Annotated in this window: 19 protein-coding genes and 1 riboswitch; of the genes, 10 read left to right on the forward strand and 9 right to left on the reverse strand. The window is 62.8% G+C overall.

The annotated features are described in order from the left end of the window. The first annotated feature begins 6 nt into the window (after positions 1-6). From ACO07C_RS03330 to ACO07C_RS03360, 7 genes are all read left to right on the forward strand, one after another. Positions 7-1452 (forward strand): type II and III secretion system protein family protein, encoded by a 1446-nt coding sequence (locus ACO07C_RS03330; protein ID WP_421912811.1) that lies wholly within the window; start codon positions 7-9, stop codon positions 1450-1452. Between the two features lie 4 nt (positions 1453-1456). Beyond that, positions 1457-1726 (forward strand): hypothetical protein, encoded by a 270-nt coding sequence (locus ACO07C_RS03335; protein WP_421912812.1) that lies wholly within the window; start codon positions 1457-1459, stop codon positions 1724-1726. A 49-nt stretch (positions 1727-1775) separates the two neighbouring features. Then, positions 1776-2990 carry a response regulator gene (locus tag ACO07C_RS03340; protein WP_421912813.1) on the forward strand — a complete coding sequence of 405 codons (1215 nt, stop codon included), beginning with the start codon at positions 1776-1778 and terminating at the stop codon, positions 2988-2990. Further along, on the forward strand, positions 2987-4408 hold the full coding sequence (locus ACO07C_RS03345; protein WP_421912814.1) for a CpaF family protein: 1422 nt from the start codon (positions 2987-2989) through the stop codon (positions 4406-4408). Before ACO07C_RS03340 ends, ACO07C_RS03345 begins: the two co-directional genes overlap by 4 nt. A 2-nt stretch (positions 4409-4410) precedes the next feature. Further along, the gene (locus ACO07C_RS03350) at positions 4411-5376 is read left to right on the forward strand and encodes a type II secretion system F family protein (RefSeq protein ID WP_421912815.1); all 966 of its coding nucleotides are present in this window, start codon (positions 4411-4413) and stop codon (positions 5374-5376) included. A 1-nt stretch (position 5377) separates the two neighbouring features. Next, complete coding sequence (locus tag ACO07C_RS03355; RefSeq protein WP_421912816.1) at positions 5378-6340, forward strand: type II secretion system F family protein; 963 nt, start codon at positions 5378-5380, stop codon at positions 6338-6340. Between the two features lie 226 nt (positions 6341-6566). Further along, entirely contained in the window at positions 6567-7037 is a 471-nt protein-coding gene (locus tag ACO07C_RS03360; RefSeq protein WP_421912817.1) for a tetratricopeptide repeat protein, read from the forward strand. Between the two features lie 61 nt (positions 7038-7098). Here the strand turns inward: ACO07C_RS03360 and gcvP are convergent, their stop codons facing one another. The 3 genes from gcvP to gcvT are packed head-to-tail and all read right to left on the reverse strand — an operon-like array spanning position 7099 to position 11402. Then, a complete protein-coding gene (gene gcvP, locus ACO07C_RS03365; RefSeq protein WP_421912818.1) occupies positions 7099-9909 on the reverse strand; it encodes an aminomethyl-transferring glycine dehydrogenase in 2811 nt (936 codons plus the stop codon). A gap of 18 nt (positions 9910-9927) precedes the next feature. Beyond that, entirely contained in the window at positions 9928-10296 is a 369-nt protein-coding gene (gcvH, locus tag ACO07C_RS03370) for a glycine cleavage system protein GcvH (protein ID WP_421912819.1), read from the reverse strand. 5 nt (positions 10297-10301) lie between these two features. Further along, on the reverse strand, positions 10302-11402 hold the full coding sequence (gene gcvT / locus ACO07C_RS03375; RefSeq protein WP_421912820.1) for a glycine cleavage system aminomethyltransferase GcvT: 1101 nt from the start codon (positions 11400-11402) through the stop codon (positions 10302-10304). A 149-nt stretch (positions 11403-11551) separates the two neighbouring features. Then, a riboswitch (glycine riboswitch) is annotated at positions 11552-11638 on the reverse strand. Between the two features lie 181 nt (positions 11639-11819). Between gcvT and ACO07C_RS03380 the strand changes: the two genes are divergently transcribed. Further along, on the forward strand, positions 11820-12821 hold the full coding sequence (locus ACO07C_RS03380) for a hypothetical protein (protein ID WP_421912821.1): 1002 nt from the start codon (positions 11820-11822) through the stop codon (positions 12819-12821). A 40-nt stretch (positions 12822-12861) separates the two neighbouring features. Here the strand turns inward: ACO07C_RS03380 and ACO07C_RS03385 are convergent, their stop codons facing one another. The 6 genes from ACO07C_RS03385 to ACO07C_RS03410 all read right to left on the reverse strand — a co-directional run bounded on the left by ACO07C_RS03385 (position 12862) and on the right by ACO07C_RS03410 (position 17709). Next, positions 12862-13653 carry a molybdopterin-binding protein gene (locus ACO07C_RS03385; protein WP_421912822.1) on the reverse strand — a complete coding sequence of 264 codons (792 nt, stop codon included), beginning with the start codon at positions 13651-13653 and terminating at the stop codon, positions 12862-12864. A gap of 1 nt (position 13654) precedes the next feature. Next, complete coding sequence (locus ACO07C_RS03390; RefSeq protein ID WP_421912823.1) at positions 13655-14536, reverse strand: cytochrome b/b6 domain-containing protein; 882 nt, start codon at positions 14534-14536, stop codon at positions 13655-13657. A 97-nt stretch (positions 14537-14633) separates the two neighbouring features. Continuing rightward, complete coding sequence (locus tag ACO07C_RS03395) at positions 14634-15281, reverse strand: DUF1345 domain-containing protein (protein ID WP_421917430.1); 648 nt, start codon at positions 15279-15281, stop codon at positions 14634-14636. A gap of 34 nt (positions 15282-15315) precedes the next feature. After that, positions 15316-15783 (reverse strand): YaiI/YqxD family protein, encoded by a 468-nt coding sequence (locus ACO07C_RS03400; protein ID WP_421912824.1) that lies wholly within the window; start codon positions 15781-15783, stop codon positions 15316-15318. Between the two features lie 66 nt (positions 15784-15849). Beyond that, positions 15850-16419, reverse strand: coding sequence for an S-(hydroxymethyl)glutathione synthase (gfa, locus tag ACO07C_RS03405; RefSeq protein ID WP_421912825.1), 570 nt, complete (start codon positions 16417-16419; stop codon positions 15850-15852). 162 nt (positions 16420-16581) lie between these two features. Next, a complete protein-coding gene (locus ACO07C_RS03410) occupies positions 16582-17709 on the reverse strand; it encodes an S-(hydroxymethyl)glutathione dehydrogenase/class III alcohol dehydrogenase (RefSeq protein WP_421912826.1) in 1128 nt (375 codons plus the stop codon). A 197-nt stretch (positions 17710-17906) separates the two neighbouring features. Between ACO07C_RS03410 and ACO07C_RS03415 the strand changes: the two genes are divergently transcribed. Together ACO07C_RS03415 and dnaE are read left to right on the forward strand one after the other, a co-directional pair. After that, positions 17907-19919 (forward strand): acetyl-CoA carboxylase biotin carboxylase subunit, encoded by a 2013-nt coding sequence (locus ACO07C_RS03415; protein WP_421912827.1) that lies wholly within the window; start codon positions 17907-17909, stop codon positions 19917-19919. Between the two features lie 153 nt (positions 19920-20072). Beyond that, complete coding sequence (dnaE, locus tag ACO07C_RS03420) at positions 20073-23600, forward strand: DNA polymerase III subunit alpha (protein ID WP_421912828.1); 3528 nt, start codon at positions 20073-20075, stop codon at positions 23598-23600. Positions 23601-23620: the final 20 nt, after the last annotated feature.

Raw genomic sequence — 23620 nt, forward strand, 5'->3', positions numbered from 1 at the left:
GACACAATGTTGGCGCTGATCATACATCGGGTGACGAAACGGCTGCGCCTGGCGCGTACCTTGGCGATTGCGGCCTCGGTGGCGGCCGCCGGGATACTCGCTGTCGGTGCGCCCGCCAGTGCGGGCAACGATGTCGTTTATGTCTCGTCGACCAAGAATGCCTCGGTCAAGGTAGCCAAGGGCAAGCCGAAGACCATCATCACCAGTGCCGCCTTCTACCAGATCGTGATCGGCGACCCCGAAATCGCCAACGTCAACCCGTTGACCGACAAGTCCTTCTATGTGCTCGGCAACAATCTGGGCACCACCGGCATCGCGCTGTTCGATGAGCAGAAGCGGCTGGTGGGCACGATCGACATCGAAGTCACCCTTGATACCGATCAACTGGCAAGCACCATCCGCGCCAGCGTGCCGGATGCCAACATCAAGGTCGGGTCCGCCAATGGCCGCGTGGTGCTTTCGGGAGAGGCAGACGATGCCGTTGCCGCCGACAAGGCCAACAAGATCGCGACGCGCTTCTCCGGCAAGGAGGAAGTGATCAATTCCGTCAACATCTCGTCGTCGCAGCAGGTCCAGCTCAACGTCCGTTTCGTCGAGATCAACAGGCAGGCTGGGCAGCAACTGGGCGCGACATACGCCGCCAATTTCGCCTATGGGCTGGGTGGCCGCAGCGTCCAGATCGAACCGGGTACGGTCCCGACGGCAGGCTCCGGCCAAATCATCGGGCAGTTGCTGTCAAATGGGGTTTCAATCGACATTGCCATCCAGGCGCTGGAGAACAAAGGCCTTGCCCGGCGGCTGGCCGAGCCGAACCTGATCGCCCGTTCCGGGCAGACCGCGAGCTTTCTCGCCGGTGGCGAATTCCCGATCCCGGTTTCGGACGACAACGGCAAGATATCAGTCAGCTACAAGAAGTATGGCGTCAGCCTGGACTTTACGCCGACCGTTCTGAAGGACGGATTGGTCAGCCTGGACATCGCCCCGGAAGTCTCGTCGATCGACACATCCGCCTCCATCAGTGTCGGCACGATCTCCATTCCGGCCTTCGTCGTGCGACGCGCCAGGACCTCGGTGGACCTGAAGAACGGTCAGAGCTTCATGATCGCGGGATTGCTGCAATCGCAAAACGACATCATGACCTCGCGCATACCCGGCCTTGGCAAGCTGCCGGTGCTTGGCGCGCTGTTCTCCTCGAAGTCCTACCAGCGGCGCGAGACGGATCTGGTCATCATTGTCACGCCCTATCTGGTCAAGCCGGTCGACCCGTCGAAGAAGATGCTGGAGCCAACCGACGGCACGCTGCCGCCGAGCAACGCCGACTACTTCGTCAACAACACCGACGAAGTTAAGGCGTCCGACGCCGGCCGGTCGGTGGCGATGGCGGACAGCAGTGTCGAGCGGCCGGCAGCCGTCACCACCGTCGGTCATTTCCTTGACCTGCCGAAGGACTGAAGCCATGCGCGGGATTTCGAGATCGGGCATCGCCCTGCTGCTGGCCGGCTTCGCCGGCGGCTGCACCAGCGACGATTATCAGCGCACAGAGGGGCCGACTCTGGCCGCCGGCAACGCGCAGGCGTCCAACACTGTCATGCAGATGGTCGACCCATGGAAATACGGCGTCCAGAACACGAAGCTGCTGGTGCCGGCAAAACGTGACACCCCGGCGGTAGGCGCCACGAACCCGACGGCGGCTGCGCCGACTTCGCAATCGACCACCACTGATTGATCTGATCGGTGATTTGTTAAACTGGCGACTGACCTGACGGGCTGACAGAATGGCAAGCGGCACCAAATCCAGGAAGATCCTGCTCGTATCGACCGACAGGGCGTTCCTCCAGGACACGCGGACGGCATTCGCCGCCTCCGAAATCATCCAGCTCTCGACGGTGGAAAAGTCCGTCATCGAGTTGCGCGGCGAAATCCAGGAAACCGACTTCGGCGCCATCATCGTCGACATGGACGCCGCCAAGCTCGAGCAGGTCGAGTCGCTGCAGCGCATCATGCGCCGGCTGGAAGGGCGGGTGCCGGTGGTCGTCGTGACGCAGGAGTTCAACGCGGCGGCGGTGCGTATCCTGGTCCAGCTCAAGGTCGCCGATTTCCTCGTCAAGCCGATCACCACGGCCGATCTGGTGCGTTCGGTCATCCGCGCGCTGCAGGGGCCCGGACGCGAGGAAAACACGGAGTCGCAGATCTATACCTTCATGCCGGCAGCCGGCGGCGTCGGCACCACGACGCTGGCGCTTCAGACCGCCTTCCAGCTCCATCATTCGGTGACGCGCGGCGCGTCCACCTGCGTGGTCGACCTCAATTTCCAGCAGGGCGCCTGCGCCGAATATCTCGATCTTGAGCCCCGCTTCGACATCACCGAAATCGAGAACCAGCCCGAGCGTCTCGACCGGCAACTGCTCGACGTGATGCTGTCCAAACATGCGAGCGGGCTGTGCGTGCTGGCGGCGCCAACGCATCCATCGGAGATGCGCTCGTTCAAGACCGATGTCGTGGTGCGGATGCTCGACCTGGTCTCGGCCTATTTCGACAATGTCGTCATCGACATGCCGCGCACCTGGTTTCCGTGGACCGAGACGGTACTGCTCGGCTCCAACAAGCTGTATATCGTCGCCGAAATGACGGTGCCGTGCCTGCGCCACACGCAGCGTCTCATCCAGGCGGTCTATGAGACCGCCGGCAAGGAGGTGAAGCCGAACGTCATCGTCAACCGTTTCGAGCAGAAGATGTTCGACAACGGCATCAAGCAGGCCGATGTGCAGGAGATCCTTGGCGAACATTTCGTTGGCGGTATCGCCAACAATTACCGTCTCGTGCGCGAGGCCGTGGATCGCGGCGTTCCGCTTCACGAGATCGACCCGAATGCCAATGTCATCAACGATTTGAAGAAGATCATCCTGCCCGAGGAGCAGATCGCCGCGCCTTCGAAATCACGCTCGTTCTTTGGCATCGGCAAGGGCCTGCTGCGGAGGAAAGCGAGATGACCAGCCGCTTTTCCGCCCTGCAGAACCGTGACGTGCAGCCAGCGCGTCCGCTGGATGCAGCGCCGGTGGCGCATCATGCCGTCGTCATTCCCACGACCCGCAAGCATGTGCCGTCGAAGCCGGAAGCGGCGCCGGCGAAGAACGCCAACAAGGTTCTGGATGCGCGCGTGCGCATCCACCGGATGCTGCTTGAGGAAATCAATCTTGTCGCCCTGGAGCGGCTGCCCAAGGACGAGATGCGCCGGCAGGTGCATGAATTCGTGTCGGAAAAGACCCGTCAGGAGCGTATGGCGATCAACACCGCCGAGCTCGACGCACTGGTCGACGACATCGTCGACGAGATGGTCGGCCTCGGCCCGCTGGAACCGCTGCTGAAAGACCCGGATATCAACGACATCCTCATCAACGGCCACCAGAACTGCTTCGTTGAGAAGAAGGGCAAGCTGCAGCAGGTCCACATCCCATTCAAGGATGAGGCGCACCTGCTTCGAATCATCAACAAGATCGTTGCCGCGGTCGGCCGCCGAGTCGATGAATCGCAGCCGATGGTCGATGCGCGCATGCTGGATGGCTCGCGTTTCAATGCCGCCATCCGCCCGGTCGCCGTCGACGGGCCGCTGGTATCGATCCGCAAATTCTCGAAGAACAAGCTTGGCCTGCACAAGCTGGTCGAGTTCGGCGCCATCACCCAGAACATGGCGGAAGTTCTGGCGGCGGCCGTGCATGCCCGCAAGACGACGATCATCTCGGGAGGCACCGGCACCGGCAAGACGACGATGCTCAACGCACTGTCGGCGTTCATTCCGGAAGACGAGCGGCTGATCACCATCGAGGACGCCGCCGAGCTCCAGCTGCAGCAGCCGCATGTCGCGCGCATGGAGACGCGGCCAGCCAACATCGAGGGCCATGGCGAACTGAAGCAGCGCGACCTGGTCAAGAACGCGCTTCGCATGCGCCCCGACCGCGTCATTCTCGGTGAGTGTCGTGGCGAGGAAGCCTTCGACATGCTGCAGGCGATGAACACCGGCCACGAAGGTTCGATGGCGACCATCCACGCCAACACGCCGCGCGACGCCATCTCGCGGCTCGAACAGATGCTTGGCATGACCGGCATGCCGATGACGGTGCAGTCGATCCGCAGCCAGATCGCAAGCGCTCTCGATCTCATCGTGCAACTGACGCGCCTGTCCGACGGCAAGCGCAAGGTGACCAGCGTCGCCGAGGTGACAGGCATGGAAGGCGATGTCATCCAGATGCAGGAGATTTTCCGCTTCGTGCGCACCGGCATGGAGGCCGATGGGAAGATCCTCGGTCACTTCGAGGCGACGGGCATCCGGCCGCGCTTCCTGGAAGATCTGCGCGCCATGGGCATCGAATTTCCCGGGAAATATTTTGAACCCGGCAGGCCGCAGGACTGACAATGTTCGAGGGGGTCAGCGCCGTATACGTCGTCTATGCCAGTGCCGCGCTCACCGGCATCATGATCGCCGAAGCGTGCTATCTGCTCTACGCTGGCCGCAGCGACAAGCGCACAGCCATCAACCGCCGCATGAAGCTCCAGGAAAACAAGATCAGCCAGGAACAGGTTCTGCTCCAGCTGCGCAAGGAGCGCGGCATCGATGCGGGCACATCGCGGTTCTCGCTGGACCGGTTCCGCGCGTTGCGCACGCAGTCCGGCATGGTCATGCCGCTGCCGCGATTCCTGTTGATCACCTCGGGCGTGGCTCTTGGCCTGGCCTGTGTCGCCATATGGTACGGCCTGTCACTGCTGTTCGGCCTCGTCCTGTTCGTCGTTCTCCTGCCGGTCGTGCCGGTGATGACGATGCGCTTCAAGCGAGGGCGACGGCTGAAGCGGTTCGGCATGCAACTGCCCGAGGCGCTGGAGCTGATCACGCGCGGCCTGAAGGCCGGTCATCCCGTCCCGGTCGCTATCGCCATGGTGGCCCGGGAAATGCCCGATCCGATCGGCACAGAGTTCGGCGTCATCGCCGATGAGGTGACTTATGGCTCCGATCTGGTCTCGGCCTTGAATTCGCTGTTCGAGCGGGTTGGCCATGAAGACCTGCCGCTGTTCCTTACCGCCGTGTCGATCCAGACCAGCTCGGGCGGCAATCTGCGCGAGATCCTCGATGGGCTTGCGCTGACAATCCGCGAACGCGGGAAGCTGCGCCGCAAGGTTCGGGCGATCTCCACCGAAGGCCGCATGTCGGCTTATATCCTGACCGCCGTGCCTGCATTGCTGTTTGCCGCCATAATGGTGCTGATGCCGCAATTCTATCGAAGCGTCTGGAACGAGGCGAAGACCTGGTATCTGCTCGGCGGCTCCATCACCTGGCTGATGCTGGGCAACGTCATCATGTTCAAGATGTCGAACTTCCGGTTCTGACATGAACAGCGTGATCGAATTCCTCGCCTCGCTCGCTCCGACCTCGCCGATGCCGCTGGCGGTTTTGCTGATGGTGCTGGGTGGCGGGGCGGTGGCGTGGCCGCTGGTCACGGCAAAAGGCGATCGTAACGACCTCAGGCGCCGGCTCAAGGTCGAGGACAGCCGTATGGTTGAGAAGGCAGGGCCCGCGCTCAAGAAGAACCCGGGCGCCGTGCGCGAGAAGGCGGTCAAGCGCGCCCAGGAGTTCTACGCCAAGAGCGATCCGGAGAATGTCGCCCGGCTGCGCCTGAAGCTCATTCAGGCCGGCTATATGGAACCGCGCGCCGTCGGCATGTTTTTCCTGGTCCGATTCGCGGCCCTGGTTGGCGGCGCGATCGGCGCATACCTGGTCAACCGATGGATGGCAAGCGCGGACGCGACGATGACGAGCCGCTGGACATTCATTATCCTGGCGGGAGCCGCGGGCTATTTTCTGCCCGGCCTGGTTCTGAGCCAGAAGGTTCGCGAAAAGATGCGCGAATATCGCAACGGCTTTCCCGATTTCATGGACCTGATGATCGTCTGTTCGGATGCCGGCATGAGCATGGAAGCCGGTATCGAGCGCGTATCCAAGGAACTCGCCAAGACCTATCCTTCGCTCAGCCAGAACCTGCAGCTCGTATCACTGGAGCTGCGGGCCGGCCGCAGCCTTGACGATGCCCTGAAAGCGCTTGCCGATCGCCTCAGCCTTGACGAGGTTCGTTCTTTCGCCACCCTGCTGCAGCAGTCGAAGGAGCTCGGCACCAGCCTGTCGGGGGCGTTGCGGGTTTTCTCCGATGAAATGCGCCACAAGCGGATGTCCCTGGCGGAGGAAAAGGCACATGCTTTGCCGGCTAAGATGTCGGTTCCGGTGGTCGTCTGCATCTTGCCGGTGGTGCTGATGATCGCGGTCATTCCGATCATCGTCAAGATGACAGGGCACTAGCGCCAGTTCCATTGCGCACCTGGGTAAAGTTCCAGCCACCTTGCTCGAGCATGATCTTTTGCCAAGACGAATTCCACGTCGAGGGAGCGTGAAGCACACCCGAAAAGTTAATGGGCTCTTTGCCCGGTCTCGAAATATTGGATGTATTTCGGCACTGAAGTTTAATCGCGCGACGATACTGTGGTGCTGAACAACGACCCGGTAAACCGGGCTATCGGGGCAGGGCATGCGTCACAGAGTTTTCACGGCAACGGCCGCGATGGCGGCCATCTTGATGGTAACCGGCTGTTCGACCAACAATGTCGACACCACCAGGACGACGGCCATTCCACCCGTGGCGAAAGACGTCGGTACCTCGGATCTGGCGCAGGGCAAGGTGCAGTTCCGCGAGGCAAATTACGGTCTTGCCGAACAGCATTTCCGCAAGGCGGTGGAATTGAAGGCTGACAATGCCGAAGCCTGGATGGGCCTGGCAGCCTCCTATGATGAGCTTGGCCGCTTCGACTTTGCCGATCGCGCTTATGACCAGCTCCTCAAAGTCGCCGGTCGCAAGCCGCGGATCCTCAACAACATGGGTTATTCCCAACTGCTGCGCGGCAACCGCAAGAAGGCCAAGGCGCTGTTGCTGGAAGCCAGGGCCGGCATGAAAGACCCCACGGTCGTCGACGCCAACCTGGCGCTCCTGAACAAGGGGTGACGCAAAGCCTCAATTGAGCAAAAGGGTCGGCACCGGGAGGCGCCAACCCATTGATTGTTAGTTATTCCGCAGCCCCCAGATACTCCGACAGGGGCGGGCAGGAGCAGACCAGGTTGCGGTCGCCGGCAACGTTGTCGATGCGTGACACGGGCGGCCAGTATTTGGCTGCTGTGTCCGCATCGCCCGCCGGGTAGGCTGCCTCGAGCCGCGAATAAGGGTGGTTCCATGTGCCGGCCAGCGCCTCGGCGGCGGTATGCGGCGCGTTGACCAGCGGATTGTCGGCCAAGGGCCACTCGCCCCTGGCGACCTTCGCGGCTTCCCCCGCAATTGCGATCATCGCCTCGCAGAAGCGGTCCAGCTCGCGCTTGGGCTCGGACTCGGTCGGCTCGACCATCAGCGTGCCGGCCACCGGAAACGACATGGTCGGCGCGTGGAAGCCATAGTCGATCAGGCGCTTGGCGATATCGTCGACACTGATGCCAGCGCTTTCCTTGAGGACGCGTGTGTCGAGGATGCATTCATGCGCGATACGATCGTGGCGGCCCTTGTAAAGCAGCGGGAAGTGTGGCGCGAGCCGTGTCGCCACGTAGTTGGCCGAGATGATGGCGGTCTCCGTCGCCTGCTTCAGGCCGGCAGCACCCATCATGCGGATGTACATCCAGGTGATCGGCAGGATGGAGGCGCTGCCGAACGGTGCGGCGGAGACGGCGTGGGCCGAGCCTTCGGCGACATGGCCGGGCAGGTAAGGCTTCAGATGCGCCCTGACGCCGATCGGGCCGATGCCGGGACCGCCGCCGCCATGCGGGATGCAGAAGGTCTTGTGCAGGTTCATATGGCAGACGTCGGCGCCAATATCGGCAGGGCGGGCAAGGGCGACCAGCGCATTGAGGTTCGCGCCGTCGAAATAGACCTGGCCACCATGCTCATGGATGAGGGCGCAGAGGTGGCGGGCACCTTCCTCGTAGACGCCGTGCGTCGAGGGATAGGTGAACATCAGCGCCGCGAGATTCCTGGAATGCTCGTTGGCCTTCGCCCGCATATCGTCCATGTCGATATTGCCGTCCTCCAGGCAGCGCACGACGACAACGCTCATGCCGGCCATCGCAGCACTTGCCGGATTGGTGCCATGTGCCGACGAGGGGATCAGGCAGACGGTGCGATGGCCCTCGCCGCGCGCCCGGTGATAGGCGCGGATGGCGAGCAGGCCGGCATATTCGCCCTGGCTGCCGGCATTGGGCTGCAGGCTGACAGCGTCGAATCCGGTGATTTCAGACAGCCACCCCTCCAACTCGTCGACCATGGCACGGTAGCCGGCCGAATGGCTGGCCGGCGCGAAAGGATGCAGGTTGGCAACGCTCGGCCAGCTCACCGGCATCATTTCCGCCGCCGCATTGAGCTTCATGGTGCAGGATCCCAGCGGGATCATGGTGCGGTCCAGCGCCAGGTCCTTGTCGGCCAGCCGGCGCAGCAAGCGCATCATGTCGGTTTCCGACTTGTTCTCGTGGAACACGGGCTGGGTGAGGAATTCCTTGCCGCGCGGCTTGCCGGGCACAGTGCTGTCGGCGGAAACGCCGGCGGTGGCCCCGAACAATGCCGCGATCGCGTCGAGATCGGCATCGGTGGAAGTCTCGTCGAAGGCCACGCTGACATGATCGGCGTCTATGATACGCAGCAGCCTGCCGGTCTTCTCGGCCGAGGCGGCAATCGCCGCGGCCTTGCCCTTTACCTCTACCGTCACCGTGTCGAAGCGGCTGGCGCCGAGCACGGAAACGCCGGCAGCCTCGAGGCCGTTCGCCAGGCGATTTGCCAGCGCGTGGATGCGCCCGGCAATCGCCTGAAGTCCGGCGGGGCCATGCCAGATCGCATAGGCCGTCGCCATGTTGGCAAGCAGCGCCTGCGCGGTGCAGATGTTGGAGGTGGCCTTGTCGCGGCGGATATGCTGCTCACGCGTCTGCAGGGCAAGGCGATAGCCGGGGCGGCCCTTGCTGTCGGTGGACTGGCCGACGAGGCGGCCGGGCATCAGGCGCGTCAGCCTGTCGGAGACGGCGCAATAGGCGGCATGCGGGCCGCCAAAGCCCATTGGCACGCCAAAGCGCTGCATCGGGCCTACGGCGATGTCGGCGCCGAGTTTCGCCGGGGGATCGGTCAGTGTCAGACCAAGCGGGTCGGCGATGAAGACGACGATGGCGCCGGTGGCGCGGGCCTTGTCGATCGCGGCCTTGTGGTCGCCATAGACGCCAAACGTATCCGGCCAGGAGACGAGCAAGGCGGCGGTGTTGTCATCGATCGTTTCGCCGTCAATCTCGATGCCGAGCGGTTCGGCGCGGGTGCGCACGACGTCTAATGTCTGGGGGTGGGGAGTGCCGGCGAACGCGACCCTTGTGCGCTTGTCGCGGTGATGGCGCAGCGCGATACCGACCGCTTCCGCCACCGCCGTCGCTTCATCGAGCAGCGAGGCCGATGCCACGGGCAGTCCGGTCAATTCGGTGACCAGCGTCTGGAAATTGAACAGCATTTCCAGCCGACCCTGGCTGATCTCGGCCTGGTAAGGTGTGTAGGCGGTATACCAGGCCGGATTCTCGAACAGGTTACGCTGGATGACCGGCGGCACGTGGACGCCGTGATAGCCAGCGCCGATGAAGCTCTTCAGCACCGTATTCTTCGCCATGGTCGCCGACAATTCGGCCAGCGCTTCGGCTTCGCTGGCAGGCGCTGGCAGGCTCAGCGGCACGTCGAGGCGGATCGACTGCGGCACGGCCTGGCTGATCAGCGTCTCGACGGATGGAACGCCGATCACGGCAAGCATGGCTCTGACATCGTTGATGCCCGGACCGATGTGGCGGGCCGAGAAGGGAGTGAGTGCTGTGGTCATCGTCTTCAAGTCCTGATTTCAGCTGATATGGGCCTGGTAGGCGGCCTCGTCCATGAGACCTTCGAGCTGGCTTTCATCGGCCAGCTTCATCTTCCAGAGCCAGCCATTGCCGGTCGCCGCCGAATTGACGAGCGAAGGGTCGGATGAAAGAGCGCCATTGGCCTCGGTGATCTCGCCGTCGACCGGCGCATAGACATCCGACGCCGCCTTGACCGATTCGACCACGACGGCCGTATCGCCCTTGGCCAGCTTCTTTCCCACGTCCGGCAACTCGACGAAGACGAGATCGCCGAGCTGTTCCTGGGCGTAGTCGGTGATGCCGACGGTGGCGACGCCGCCCTCGACGCTGAGCCATTCGTGATCAGCGGTGAAATAGGTCTTTGCCATGAGGATTATCCTTTGCGGTAGCGATGGGGAGTGAAGGGCAGGGAGTTGATATCGACGGGGATTTTCGTTCCGCGCACATCGGCGAACACCCGTGTTCCGGGCTTGGCCAGCGGTGCCGAGACATACCCCATGGCGACAGGATGGCCGGCGGAGGGGCCGAATCCGCCTGATGTGACATGGCCGGCGGGATTGCCGTCGGCGTCGAAAAGGGCAACGCCGGCACGCACCGGCTGGCGGCCTTCGGGCTTCAGGCCGACGCGCTTCTGCGCGGGGCCTCGTTCCACGGCGGCGCGCAGCGCATCGGCGCCGATGAAAGCGCCGGTGGCGCGGATTTCCTTGGGGATCGCCCACATCAGCGCCGCGCTTGCCGGATCGGTCTCCGGCGTGATGTCCTGGCCGTGCAGGCAGAGGCCGGCTTCCAGCCGAAGGCTGTCGCGGGCGGCAAGGCCGATCCACAGCACGCGCTCGTCCTGAAGCAGTTTGGCGACGAGGTCGCGCGCGTCAGCCTCCGGCAAGCCGATCTCGAAGCCATCCTCGCCGGTATATCCGGAGCGGCTCATGAACCAGTTCTTGCGCGGCTCGATGCCATGCATGAACAGCAGCGAACCGGTCTCGATGCCGGCGCGGGACAGCACTGCCCAGGCCTCCGGGCCCTGGATGGCCAGGAAGACGCGGTCGAGCGGCTCGACCCTCACATCGAAATCCCCGGCCAGCGCACGCAGATGCTTCTCATCAGCCACGGCGTTGCCGGCGTTGGCGACCACCATGAACCTGGTATCGCCGAGCCTTGTGACGATCAGGTCGTCGAGAATGCCCGCTGCTTCATTGAGGAAGAATGTCAGCTTGGACTGCGAGATTTCGAGCGCGCCGGCATCCAGCGGGCAGGCGCGATTGAGCAGCGCAATCGAACCGGGTCCACTGACCTCGAACAGCTTCATGTGCGAGATGTCGAACAGGCCGGCATGTTCGCGAGTGTGCAGGTGCTCCTTCATGACGCCGGCCGGATAGGTCAGCGGCATGGACCAGCCGGCAAAGGCGCCAAAACGCGCACCGGCGGCCATATGCATATCTTCGAGGGGAAGGTGTCTTGTGTCGTCGCCCGTCATGTCATCTCCAGAGTCGCACGCAAGCGGCCGCGAATGGCGACCAGTCCGTGCCCCTCTGTCTGAAGCCTGAGAGACTCGCGCAACCGGAACTCTGTCAGCGGCGCTTACACCTTCGGCGCGGGGGCAAGCCCCGACTTTCCAGAGTGTCTTTCCCGTCCACGGTTCTTTTGCCTGAGAGATTTCGGGCGATTTCCCCTTCGGCGACAGCTCTCGCTGCTCTCTCCCGCAAACAGGTAGGACTCAAAGCATGAGCCCTCGACGCACCATCCATAGCCCCTCGACGACACGTTGTCACCTGTCCGCGACGCATCAGCGACAAGTCTTCGCTAACCACGCCCTTTGCCGGTTTCTCAAGAGAACGCTGATATTCTGGCTGATGTCACGGGGATTTACCGTGGCGGCGAACGGGGAAGAAAAATGGGCGAATTGATCATGACCGCGCCGGTGGCGGGGCTGACTTCAAAGAATCGCATTGCGGCCGAGGATGTGCTCATGCTGCGTCGCGAGGTGTTCGCCGATGGCGTGGTAACGCGCGGCGAGGCCGAGGCGCTGTTCGCGCTGGATGCAACCGCCAGGGACAAATGCCTTGAATGGCCGGTATTCTTCGTCGAGGCCGTGACCGACTACATCGTCCATCAGGAGAAGCCGGAGGGCTACATCTCGCAGGACAATGCCGAATGGCTGATCCGGACGATTTCGCGTGACGGAATGGTCGACAGCCTGACGGAACTTGAACTGCTGGTGCATGTGCTGGAAGAGGCGAAGTCGTCGCCGAGCAGGCTTTCGGCCTATGCGCTGGAGCAGGTCGCGCACGCCGTCGTCGACGGCAAGGGGCCGTTGATGTTGGGCGGCGCGCTGGTTCCGGGGCTGATCGCAAAGTCCGAGGTCGAGCTTTTGCGCCGCATCCTGCATGCCTATGGCGGCGACGGCAACATCGCGATCACCCGCGCCGAGGCCGAAATACTGTTCAGGATCAACGAGCAGACGGTGGCGGCCAACAACGACCCGTCCTGGAACGACCTGTTCGTCAAGGCGATCGCCAATTTCGTCATGTGCTCGGCCGGCTACGAACCGCCGACCCGCGATGTGGCGCTGCGCCGGGACGAGTTTTTCGAGAAAAGCGAGCCGGAGATCGGCGGCTTCTTCAGCCGCATGGTGTCGGGCGGGCTTTCCGGCATCATGGAAGCGTACAACTCGCCCGGCGACATCGAGGCCGATTGGGAATCGAAGAACAGGGCAGCCGAGGCGCTGGCGCGCCGCGCCGAAACGATCGATGCCAGCGAAGCGAAATGGCTGGCCGAGCGCATTGGCAGCGATCGTCCGTTGCGCGACAACGAACGCGCCTTGCTCAGCCTGATCAAGCACGCGTCGCCGGAGATCCATCCGGTTCTGAAACCGCTGCTCGACAAGGTTGCCTGAGCCGGAAGGGCAGGTCAGTGCGAAGGTATGGCTGGCGGCATCAGATGCCGCCATACCAGTCGTAGCCATTGTCTTCCCAATACCCCCCGCGGCCTTCGCCGACATCGGCGAAGCCGTCGACGAGTTCGATCTTGGAAAGATATTTTGGCATCTTGTAGCCAAGCTGGCGCTCGACGCGGACGCGCAGCGGCGCGCCGTTCTCGACCGGCAGCGGCTTGCCGTTCAGGCCATAGGCAAGGATCGTTTGCGGGTGTCGGGCATCGATCAGGTCGATCGTGCCGTAATATTTGACGTCGCCGGCAAGGCTGCGGTCGATCGTGTCGAGGCAATGGAACATCACGTAACGCGCCTGCGGCTTGACCACCGCCTGGTCAAGCAGCAACGACAGCGGAGTTCCCGTCCATTTGGCGATGCAACTCCAACCTTCGACGCAATCGTGGCGGGTGATCTGGGTACGGGCCGGCATGTTCATGATCTGGTCGCGCGTGAGTGACAACGGCTTCTCGACAAGGCCGGTAACCTCCAGCTTCCAATCGGCAAAGTTGTTGGCGAGCAGGGCCTTGTAGGCGTCATCGTCGGGCGCCGTGACGCCATTCGGCCGCTGCGGCTGGCGGATGTCGGCCTCCGTGAATTCCGGCGCCAGCGAATCGCGCCCGGCAAGAAGACGTTGCGCGCGCCATGTCAGGCCGTTGGCGTTTTCCAGGAAACCGCGCAGGCCATCGCCGATGCCGAGTTGGCTGTCGAAAGCGTCGCAGCCCGACAGCATGATGCCGGATACGCCGAGGCTTGCCCCGGTGAGGAATTTCCTGCGGCTGATCTGAAACTTTGCCATGTCAGGCACTCCTCTTGGACGCTTCGTCAACATGCGCGGGCGGATCCGTGCGGTACCAGCCGGTGATGATCGAGCGCAGTTCATTGATCGGACCGGCGGCAATGATCATCAGGATGTGCACGACGAAGAAGAGCACGAGCAGCACCATCACGCTGAAGTGGATGGTCCGCGCCGTCTGCCGGCCGCCAAGCAGATCGTTGAGGAACGGAAGCACCGAATTCATGCTCGGCGACATGGCCAGCCCCGTGATTATCATCAGCGGCAAGAGCACGAACAGCACCCCGCCATAGGCCATCTTCTGCAGCGTGTTGTATTCGCGGGTGTGGTGGAACTTGAGCTTCGCGTGATCGATGATGTCTTGCGGCAACCGCTTGAGGTCATCGATGCGCGGTGCGAGATCACGGCGGATATGGCCATTGATCAGGCTTGCGACCAGCCATACGATCAGCGTGGTCACCAAGATCCAGGCGAAGAAGAAATGCACCACGCGAGCCGTGCCGAGATCATAGTAGGACGGGATTGTCGCCCATGACGGGAAGCCGCGCGCCGTCTCCTGGCCGGCAGGGCCGGACCAGCCGAGCACGCCGGTCGTGTCGAAGCGATGCCCCAGGATTTCGGTATAGCCGCGCGAGCCGTTCGCCGTGTTTTCCGCGCCAATGGCGAAGACCGTGTTGTTGAATTCGAAGCCCGACTGCTTGCCGATATAGAGCTGGGGTCGGGCGTTGAAGATCTGCAGGCCCGAAAGCAGCATGAAGAACAGCGAGATAGCCCAAAGCCAGTGGGTCAGCCGCGTCCAGCGCGACTGTCGGTAGATCAGCGTTTTTTCGTTCGACACGGGAGCATCTGGCCCGGTGGCGGATTGGTTTCTGGCAACCGATTCCATCTTGTCTGGTCTCCCGGCCTCGCGACGTGGCCTGCGTGCTCATTGTCCTCCTGATACGTCGCGATCCAAACCAATGTTTCATCCGATCACGGATTTATTACGGCCCGCCCAGGCTGACCGCGAGATTGACCGCGGCGGCGACGATCACGGTGTTGAAGAAGAACGACAGGATCGAATGGACAAGCACGACGCAGCGCATATGCGTCGTCGAAATGTTCGTGTCGGCGGTCTGCGCCGTCATGCCTATGACCGCCGAGAAGTAAAGGAAATCCCAGCCTTCGGGCCGTTTGTCGCCTGGAAAAAGCAGGCCGCCGACAGGGGCCTTCTTCCTGGTCTTGGTATCGGTGGTATCGCCGTCCATCCAGTAGACATGAGCATAATGGAGCGCCGCCATGGCATGGATGGTGAACCAGCCAAGCGGGATGGACAGCAGCGCGAAGGCGAGTTCGATGGGGTGGCCTTTGTCCTTCTGATTGATCAGCAGGAACAGTGACACGACGGCAACGCAGACGACGACCAGCGTCACGGCGAAGATGACCAGAACAGGCTGATCGGCGGCGCGCGCATTCTTGCTGAGATAGGTCTCGGTCAACTTCGGCATCTGGGCAACGACCAGGATGACGTAAGCGGCAAAGAATGCGTTGGCGCCAACAGAGTAGGCGAGCGGCGCATGAAGCAGCAACGCAACGACGAGCGCCGCGATGCCCAGGCAAGCAGACACCGCGAACAGCATATGGCGCTGCATAGGGGGGCTGACGGGGGGCTTTGTCACCATGGCTTCAGCTTGGTGTGGCGGATTTCAGCGCGCGCCGCAAGATGCGGTCGAGTTCGCCGAGAAACCGCGAGCGGTCCTGAGGCGCGAAGCTGGCATTGTAGCCCTTGCTCTCGCCGGTCTCGCGCAGATGCTGCTTGAGATCGCGCATGGCCACCGCCATGCCGATCGTTTCCGGCGTGAAGGGGCGTCCCGTCGGTCCCAGCACATGCGCGCCGAGCGCCACGGAACGGGCGGCAAGCGGGATGTCGGCCGTCACCACGATGTCGTTGGCCCGCGCATTCTCGACGATCCAGTCGTCGGCGGCGTCGGCTCCCTTGGAGACGACGACGTTACGGATCATCGGGTCGCGGGACGGGCGCAGGCCGCCATTGGAGACGTAGGTGACGATGACGCCATGACGCTCGGCGACCTTTTCGACCTCGGCTTTCACCGGGCAGGCGTCAGCGTCGACGTAGATGGCGGGTGCGGGCATCATTCATTCCAAGAAAGATGGGGCCGGTGATTTCTTCCGGCCCCATGGGTACAATCTGATCGGCTGCTAGGCCGGCAAAGCGCCGGACTTCTTCGCGGTCCAGGTGGCTATGTAGTCCATCAAGCCGGGATTGAGGCAATCGTACGGTTCGAGCCCGATCGTCTTGAGCTGAGCGCGAATACCGTCCATCCGCTTCGGGTCGACGCCGGATTCGATGATCGACGAGACGAAAGCAGTGAAACCCGGAGGCGACCAGCCATCCTCGACGAAGCGCTCGGGGTGGATGAAGGTCAGGCCCTTGAACGGATGGTCGCGCTCGACCGGGCCGTGCATGTGGACGCCGCAGCCGGTGCAGGCATGGCGCTGAATGAGCGCTGAGGGGTCAACCACCTTGAGCTTGTCGCCATTCTCGGTGACGGTGACATCGCCGGTGCCGGCCACGGCCACGACCGAGAACACAGCACCCTCGGGCTTCCAGCACTTGGTGCAGCCGCACGCGTGGTTGTGGGCGATCTGGCCCTTGACCTTCACCTTCACCGGCTTGCTGGTGCAGGCGCAGACCAGAGTGCCGCCGGCAAAGCCCGAGCTTTCCTTGGGCAGGCCGTTGTCGATCTTCGGATGCAGTTTTTCCGCCATGTCTTCTCCTCCCATGTTGTGAACCACAGAGGTCGCGGGCCGATTGGTCCGCGGCGTGTCGCTCTTCCAGCGTATGACCCGCAAAGTTTTGGCTGGTCCTACGCAGATTCGGTGGAACGCGACCGGACGCCGACTTGCATCCGCTCCTGTTGGCCGCGCGTCCTAGTAAACCACGACGCTCCGGATCGATTTGCCCTCATGCATCAGGTCAAAGCCCTTGTTGATGTCCTCGAGCTTCAGCGTGTGGGTGATCATCGGGTCGATCTCGATCTTGCCGTCCATGTACCAGTCGACGATCCTCGGCACGTCGGTGCGGCCACGCGCGCCGCCGAAGGCGGTGCCCATCCAGGTGCGCCCGGTGACCAATTGGAACGGCCGGGTCGAAATCTCCTGGCCGGCACCGGCAACGCCGATGACCACAGACTTGCCCCAGCCGCGATGCGAGGCTTCCAGCGCCTGACGCATCACCTTGGTGTTGCCGGTGCAGTCGAACGTATAGTCTGCGCCGCCGATCTGGTCGGCGCCGCGCTTGGTCATGTTGACGAGGTAGGGAACGATGTCGCCGTCAATCTCCTTCGGATTGACGAAATGCGTCATGCCGAACTTCTCGCCCCAGGCCTTCTTGTCGTTGTTGAGGTCGACGCCGATGATCATGTCGGCGCCGGCAAGGCGCAGGCCCTGGATGACATTGAGGCCGATGCCGCCGAGGCCGAAGACGATCGCCGTGGCGCCGATCTCGACCTTGGCCGTGTTGATCACCGCACCGATGCCCGTGGTGACGCCGCAGCCGATGTAGCAGATCTTGTCGAAGGGGGCGTCTGGATTGACCTTGGCCAGCGCGATCTCCGGCAGCACGGTGAAGTTCGAGAAGGTCGAGCAGCCCATATAGTGAAAGATCTTGTCCTTGCCGATCGAGAAGCGCGACGAGCCATCGGGCATCAGGCCCTGGCCCTGCGTGGCGCGGATGGCGGTGCACAGGTTGGTCTTCCGCGACAGGCAGGACGGGCACGAGCGGCATTCGGGCGTGTAGAGCGGAATGACATGGTCGCCCTTCTTGAGCGAGGTAACGCCCTTGCCGACATCGACGACGACGCCAGCGCCCTCATGGCCAAGGATGGCCGGAAACAGGCCTTCGGGGTCGGCGCCCGACAGCGTGAATTCGTCGGTGTGGCAGATGCCGGTTGCCTTGATCTCGACCAGCACCTCGCCTTCGCGCGGACCTTCGAGGTCGACCTCCATGATTTCAAGCGGTTTTCCGGCGGCGACAGCGACTGCGGCGCGGGTTTTCATGGGGCGTCCTCCAATGCGAATTTTTTTCCAAGGTTTCAGGTTTTGTCGACACGATCAACTGGAAGCTGGCGGCGGCTTTGCCACGGCGACGATTTGGAATCGCAAATCGATTGAAAGGCGGTGAATTACACGGCCGGCTTGACCCCACAAGCACAAGCCATAAAAGGAACGGCCGACCGGAGGGGAATGACCTCAGCATGTTTACGAAAATCCTGATCGCCAACCGTGGCGAGATCGCGTGCCGCGTCATAAAGACCGCGCGCAAGATGGGTATCGCCACCGTCGCCGTTTATTCCGACGCGGATCGCGACGCCGTGCATGTCGAGATGGCCGACGAAGCCGTGCATATCGGGCCTTCTCCCGCGGCTCAAAGCTATCTCGTGCCTGAAAAGATCATCGCGGCCTGCAAGGCGACCGGCGCGCAGGCAGTTCATCCCGGTTATGGCTTCCTGTCGGAGCGCGCCGCCTTCTGTGAAGCGCTCGAAGCGGAAGGCATTGTCTTCATCGGTCCCAAGCCCAAGGCGATCAAGGCGATGGGCGACAAGATCGAATCGAAGAAATTCGCCAACGCCGCCAAGGTTTCGACGGTGCCTGGCTGGCTCGGCGTCATCGAGAACGCCGACCACGCCGAAAAGATCGCCGGCCAGATCGGCTATCCCGTCATGATCAAGGCTTCGGCCGGCGGCGGCGGCAAGGGCATGCGCATTGCCTGGAGCCAGTCGGAAGTGCGCGACGGTTTTGACCGGGCGCGCTCGGAAGCCAAGAGCTCATTCGGTGATGACCGCGTCTTCATCGAGAAGTTCGTCGTCGATCCCCGCCACATCGAGATCCAGGTGCTGGCCGACGCGCATGGCAACGCTCTCTATCTCGGCGAGCGCGAATGCTCGATCCAGCGCCGCAACCAGAAGGTCGCGGAGGAGGCGCCGTCGCCGTTCCTCGACGCCGAGACGCGCAAGGCCATGGGCGAGCAGTCGGTGGCGCTGGCCAGGGCCGTCGACTATCAGAGCGCCGGCACGGTCGAGTTCATCGTCGACAAGGACAAGAACTTCTATTTCCTTGAAATGAATACGCGATTGCAGGTCGAGCACCCGGTGACGGAACTCGTTACCGGCATCGATCTGGTCGAGCAGATGATCCGCGTCGCCGCCGGCGAGAAGCTTGCCATCAAGCAAAGTGACGTGAAGCTGAACGGCTGGGCGGTGGAAAGCCGGCTCTATGCGGAAGATCCCTATCGCAATTTCCTGCCCTCGATCGGCCGGCTGACGCGCTACCGCCCCCCGGAGGAAGGACAGTTCGGCGACATCGTGATCCGCAACGATACCGGCGTTACCGAAGGCTCCGAGATTTCGATGTTCTATGATCCGATGATCGCCAAGCTGTGCACCTGGGCGCCGACTCGTATCGAGGCGATCGACGCCATGTCGGAGGCGCTCGACAGCTTTGTCGTCGACGGCATCGAGCACAACATCCCGTTTCTGGCGGCGTTGATGCAGCACCCGCGCTGGCGGGAAGGGCGGCTTTCCACCGCCTTCATCGCCGAGGAGTATCCCGACGGTTTCGCGCCGATCGTGCCGGATGACGATGAGAAGGCCGTGCTGGCGTCGATCGCAACCGCCGTGGAGTTGCTGCGCCGCGACCGGCTCGACCGCTTGGGCGGCCGGCTTGCGCCGCACTCCGGTGCCTTGAAACGCGATTGGGTGGTGAAGATTGGCGAGGATTACCTTTCGGCCTCGATCCTCGAGGGCATGATTTCGATCCCGATGGAAATCGATCTGTCGATCGAAGGTGGCAAGGCGCTGACCATTTCATCCGACTGGCGGCCGGGCGACCTGATCTGGCGGGGCAACGTCGGCAAGCGTTTGGTCGCGGCGCAGATCAGGCCGGTTCCGAACGGCCTTCGCATCGCATGGAAGGGCATGTCGGTGACCGCTCGCGTCATGCTGCCGCGTATTGCCGAGCTTGAAAGGCTGATGCCTGAAAAGGTGGCGCCGGACACCTCGAAGATGTTGCTCTGTCCGATGCCCGGGCTCGTCGTGTCGATCGCCGTTGCCGAGGGGCAGGAGGTCAAGGCCGGCGAAACGCTGGCCGTTGTCGAGGCGATGAAGATGGAAAACGTGCTGCGCGCTGACCGCGATCTCACCGTATCGAAAGTCAATGCCAAGCCTGGCGACAGCCTGGCCGTCGACGCGGTGATCATGGAGTTTGCGTAAAGACCGAGGCCAGATTTCCGGCCTCATGTCGGTGAGACCGAATTTGCCCGTTCGCGACCTATCTGTGAACAGGCAATCGCTGGACTCGCATCCGGCCGTCCCGGACAATACATCCTTACCGACTGAGTCCTTGCGAACGGCGCTAAGAAAACCATGGCGGATGAGAGACTTCCACGCGATCCCCTGAAGCGCGAAGCAGCGATCCAGGCTGCACGGCCAGAGGCACCGTCGCGTCCGTTCATCCATCTGCGCGTGCATTCGGCCTATTCGCTGCTCGAAGGCGCCCTCCAGCTCGGCAAGATCGTCGGCCATGCGGTGAAGGACGAGGCTCCGGCCATTGCCGTCACCGACACCAACAATCTTTTCGGCGCGCTGGAATTCGCGCAGAAGGCGGTCAAGGACGGTATCCAGCCGATCATCGGCTGCCAGATCGCGCTCGCCTTTTCCGGTGAGAACAGCGACGGCCAGCGCGATCGCCGCCGCCAAGGCCCGGACATGCGGCCGGTCGTCCTGATCGCCGCGACCGAGGCTGGCTATGCCCATCTGGTCAAGCTGGTCAGCCGCGTCTATCTCGAAACGCCTCCGGGCGAACCGGTGCATCTGACCACCGAAATGATGCGAGGCTATTGCGATGGATTGATCTGCCTCAGCGGCGGACCGCGCGGCCCGATCGGCATCGCGCTGAAGGAAGATCGTCGCGACCTTGCCGAGGCGCGGCTTTTGACGCTCAAGGCGATGTTCGGCGACAGGCTCTATGTAGAGCTGGACCGTGTCTCCGGCTATGACCGCGTAATCGAACAATTGTCGATCGATCTCGCCTATGCCCATGAACTGCCGCTGGTCGCCACCAACGAGGCATTCTTCTCCGCGCGCGACGACTATGACGCGCATGATGCTCTCATCGCCATCGCCGAGGGATCGGTCGTTGCTGCCGACAATCGCCGGCGGCTGACGCCCGACAATTTCCTGCGTGGCCAGGCCGATATGGCGCGGCTGTTCGCCGATCTGCCGGAAGCGATCGACAACACGGTCGAGATCGCGATGCGCTGTTCCTATTATCCAAAGAACCGCAATCCGATCCTGCCGCGCTTTACCGGCGGCGATGTCGCCGACAACGCCGCCGCCGTGCAGGCGGAAGCCGACGAGCTCGCCCGCCAGGCGCATGAAGGGCTCGACGCGCGACTGGCCGCGCATGGCCCGACGAAGGGCTATACGGTCGAGCAATATCGCGAGCGGCTGAATTTCGAGCTCGGCATCATCACCAAGATGAAGTTTCCGGGCTATTTCCTGATCGTTGCCGACTTCATCAAATGGGCCAAGGCGCAGGGCATACCGGTCGGGCCGGGCCGCGGTTCGGGCGCCGGTTCGCTCGTGGCCTATTCGACGACCATCACCGATATCGATCCGCTGCGCTTCTCGCTGCTGTTCGAGCGCTTCCTCAATCCAGACCGCGTGTCGATGCCCGACTTCGACATCGACTTCTGCCAGGATCGGCGCGAAGAGGTGATACGCTACGTCCAGCAGAAATACGGCCGCGACCAGGTCGGCCAGATCATCACCTTCGGAACGCTGCAGGCCCGCGCGGTGCTGCGCGACGTCGGCCGGGTGCTGCAGATGCCGTACGGCCAGGTCGACAAGCTCTCCAAGATGGTGCCGCAGAACCCGGCCAATCCGGTCAAGCTGGCCGAAGCCATCGCCAACGAGCCGCGCTTTGCCGAGGAAGCCGAACGCGAGCCGATAGTGCAGACGCTGCTCGACATGGCGCAGAAGCTGGAAGGGCTCTATCGCCACGCTTCGACACACGCCGCCGGCATCGTCATCGGCGACCGGCCGCTCTCCGAACTGGTGCCGATGTATCGCGATCCGCGCTCGGACATGCCTGTCACCCAGTTCAACATGAAATATGTCGAGCAGGCCGGGCTGGTGAAGTTCGACTTCCTTGGGCTGAAGACGCTGACGGTGCTGGAAACAGCGGTGAAGCTGATCCGGCGCCGCGGCATCGAGATCGACCTCGCAAATATCCCGCTCGACGATGCCGAAACCTACGCCATGCTGTCGCGCGGCGAAGTGGTCGGCGTGTTCCAGGTTGAAAGCGCCGGCATGCGCAAGGCGCTGATCGGCATGCGGCCCGACTGCATTGAGGACATCATCGCGCTGGTCGCGCTTTACCGTCCCGGTCCGATGGAGAACATCCCGACCTACAACGCCAGAAAACATGGCGAGGAGGAGATGGCCTCGATCCATCCCAAGATCGACCATCTGGTGAAGGAGACGCAGGGCGTCATCGTTTACCAGGAACAGGTGATGCAGATCGCGCAGGAGCTGTCCGGCTACTCGCTCGGCGAAGCCGACCTTCTGCGCCGCGCCATGGGCAAGAAGATCCGCGCCGAAATGGACAAGCAGCGCGAGCGCTTCGTCTCGGGCGCGGTCGAACGCGGTGTCGGCAAGCCGCAAGCCGACTTCATCTTCGACCTGCTGGCCAAGTTCGCCGACTACGGCTTCAACAAGTCGCACGCCGCCGCCTATGCGGTCGTTTCCTACCAGACCGCCTATCTGAAGGCGCACTATCCGGTCGAGTTCCTGGCGGCGTCGATGACGCTGGACATGGGCAACACCGACAAGCTGGCCGATTTCCGCCAGGATGCGCTGCGCCTCGGCATCGAGGTGCTGGCGCCGTCGGTGATGACCAGCTTCCGCCCCTTCGAAGTTGGTGAAAACCGCATCTATTATTCGCTGGCCGCGCTCAAGGGCGTCGGCGACGCGGCGGTCGAGCACATCGTTGCCATGCGTGGTGAAAAGCCGTTCAAGAACCTCGCCGATTTCTGCGAACGCGTGGACCCCAAGATCGTCGGCAAGCGCGTCTTCGAAAGCCTGATCACGGCTGGAGCGCTCGATTGCTTCGGCCATGACCGCGCTTCCATGATGGCGGGTGTAGAACGCATGATGGGGCTGGCGTCACTGGCGCAGCAGAACGCGGTCTCTGGCCAGCATGACATTTTCGGCGCATCGCTTGGCGCGCAGTCGCAGGCGCTCAATCTGCCGGTGGCCGAACCGTGGCTCGCCGCCGATCGGCTGCATCGAGAATTCCAGGTGGTCGGCTTCTATCTCTCGGCCCATCCGCTCGACGAGTACAAGGCGGCGCTGCAGAAGATGCGGGTGCAGAACTGGGCGGAATTTTCGGCGGCCGTCAAGCGCGGTGCCGCAGCGGGGCGTCTTGCCGGCACGGTAACGTCCAAGCAGGAGCGCAAGACGCGTACCGGCAACAAGATGGGCGTCATCGCATTCTCCGACACTTCGGGACAGTACGAGGCCGTGCTGTTTTCGGAAGGGCTCGCGCAATATCGCGACCTTCTGGAAGCCGGCCGCTCCGTCGTAATCACCGTAGCGGCCGAGGACAGGCCGGAAGGCGTCAATCTGCGCATCAATTCGGTGCAATCGCTGGAGGACGAGGCAAGCCGCATCCAGAAGGCGCTGCGCATCTTCGTGCGCAACGCCACGCCGATCAACACGCTGGCCAACCAGTTGACCGTCAAGGGCGAGGGCCAGGTCAGCTTCGTGCTGATCAAGGAAGAGGGCGCGGGCGAGGTGGAGATCGAGTTGCCCAACCGCTACCGCATCTCGCCGCAGATCGCGTCGGCCATGCGCGCGGTGCCGGGTGTGGTCGAGGTCGAACTCGTCTAACCGGCTGGACTGGTTTCGAC

Source organism: Mesorhizobium sp., from assembly GCF_965229135.1.
Lineage (GTDB): Bacteria > Pseudomonadota > Alphaproteobacteria > Rhizobiales > Rhizobiaceae > Mesorhizobium.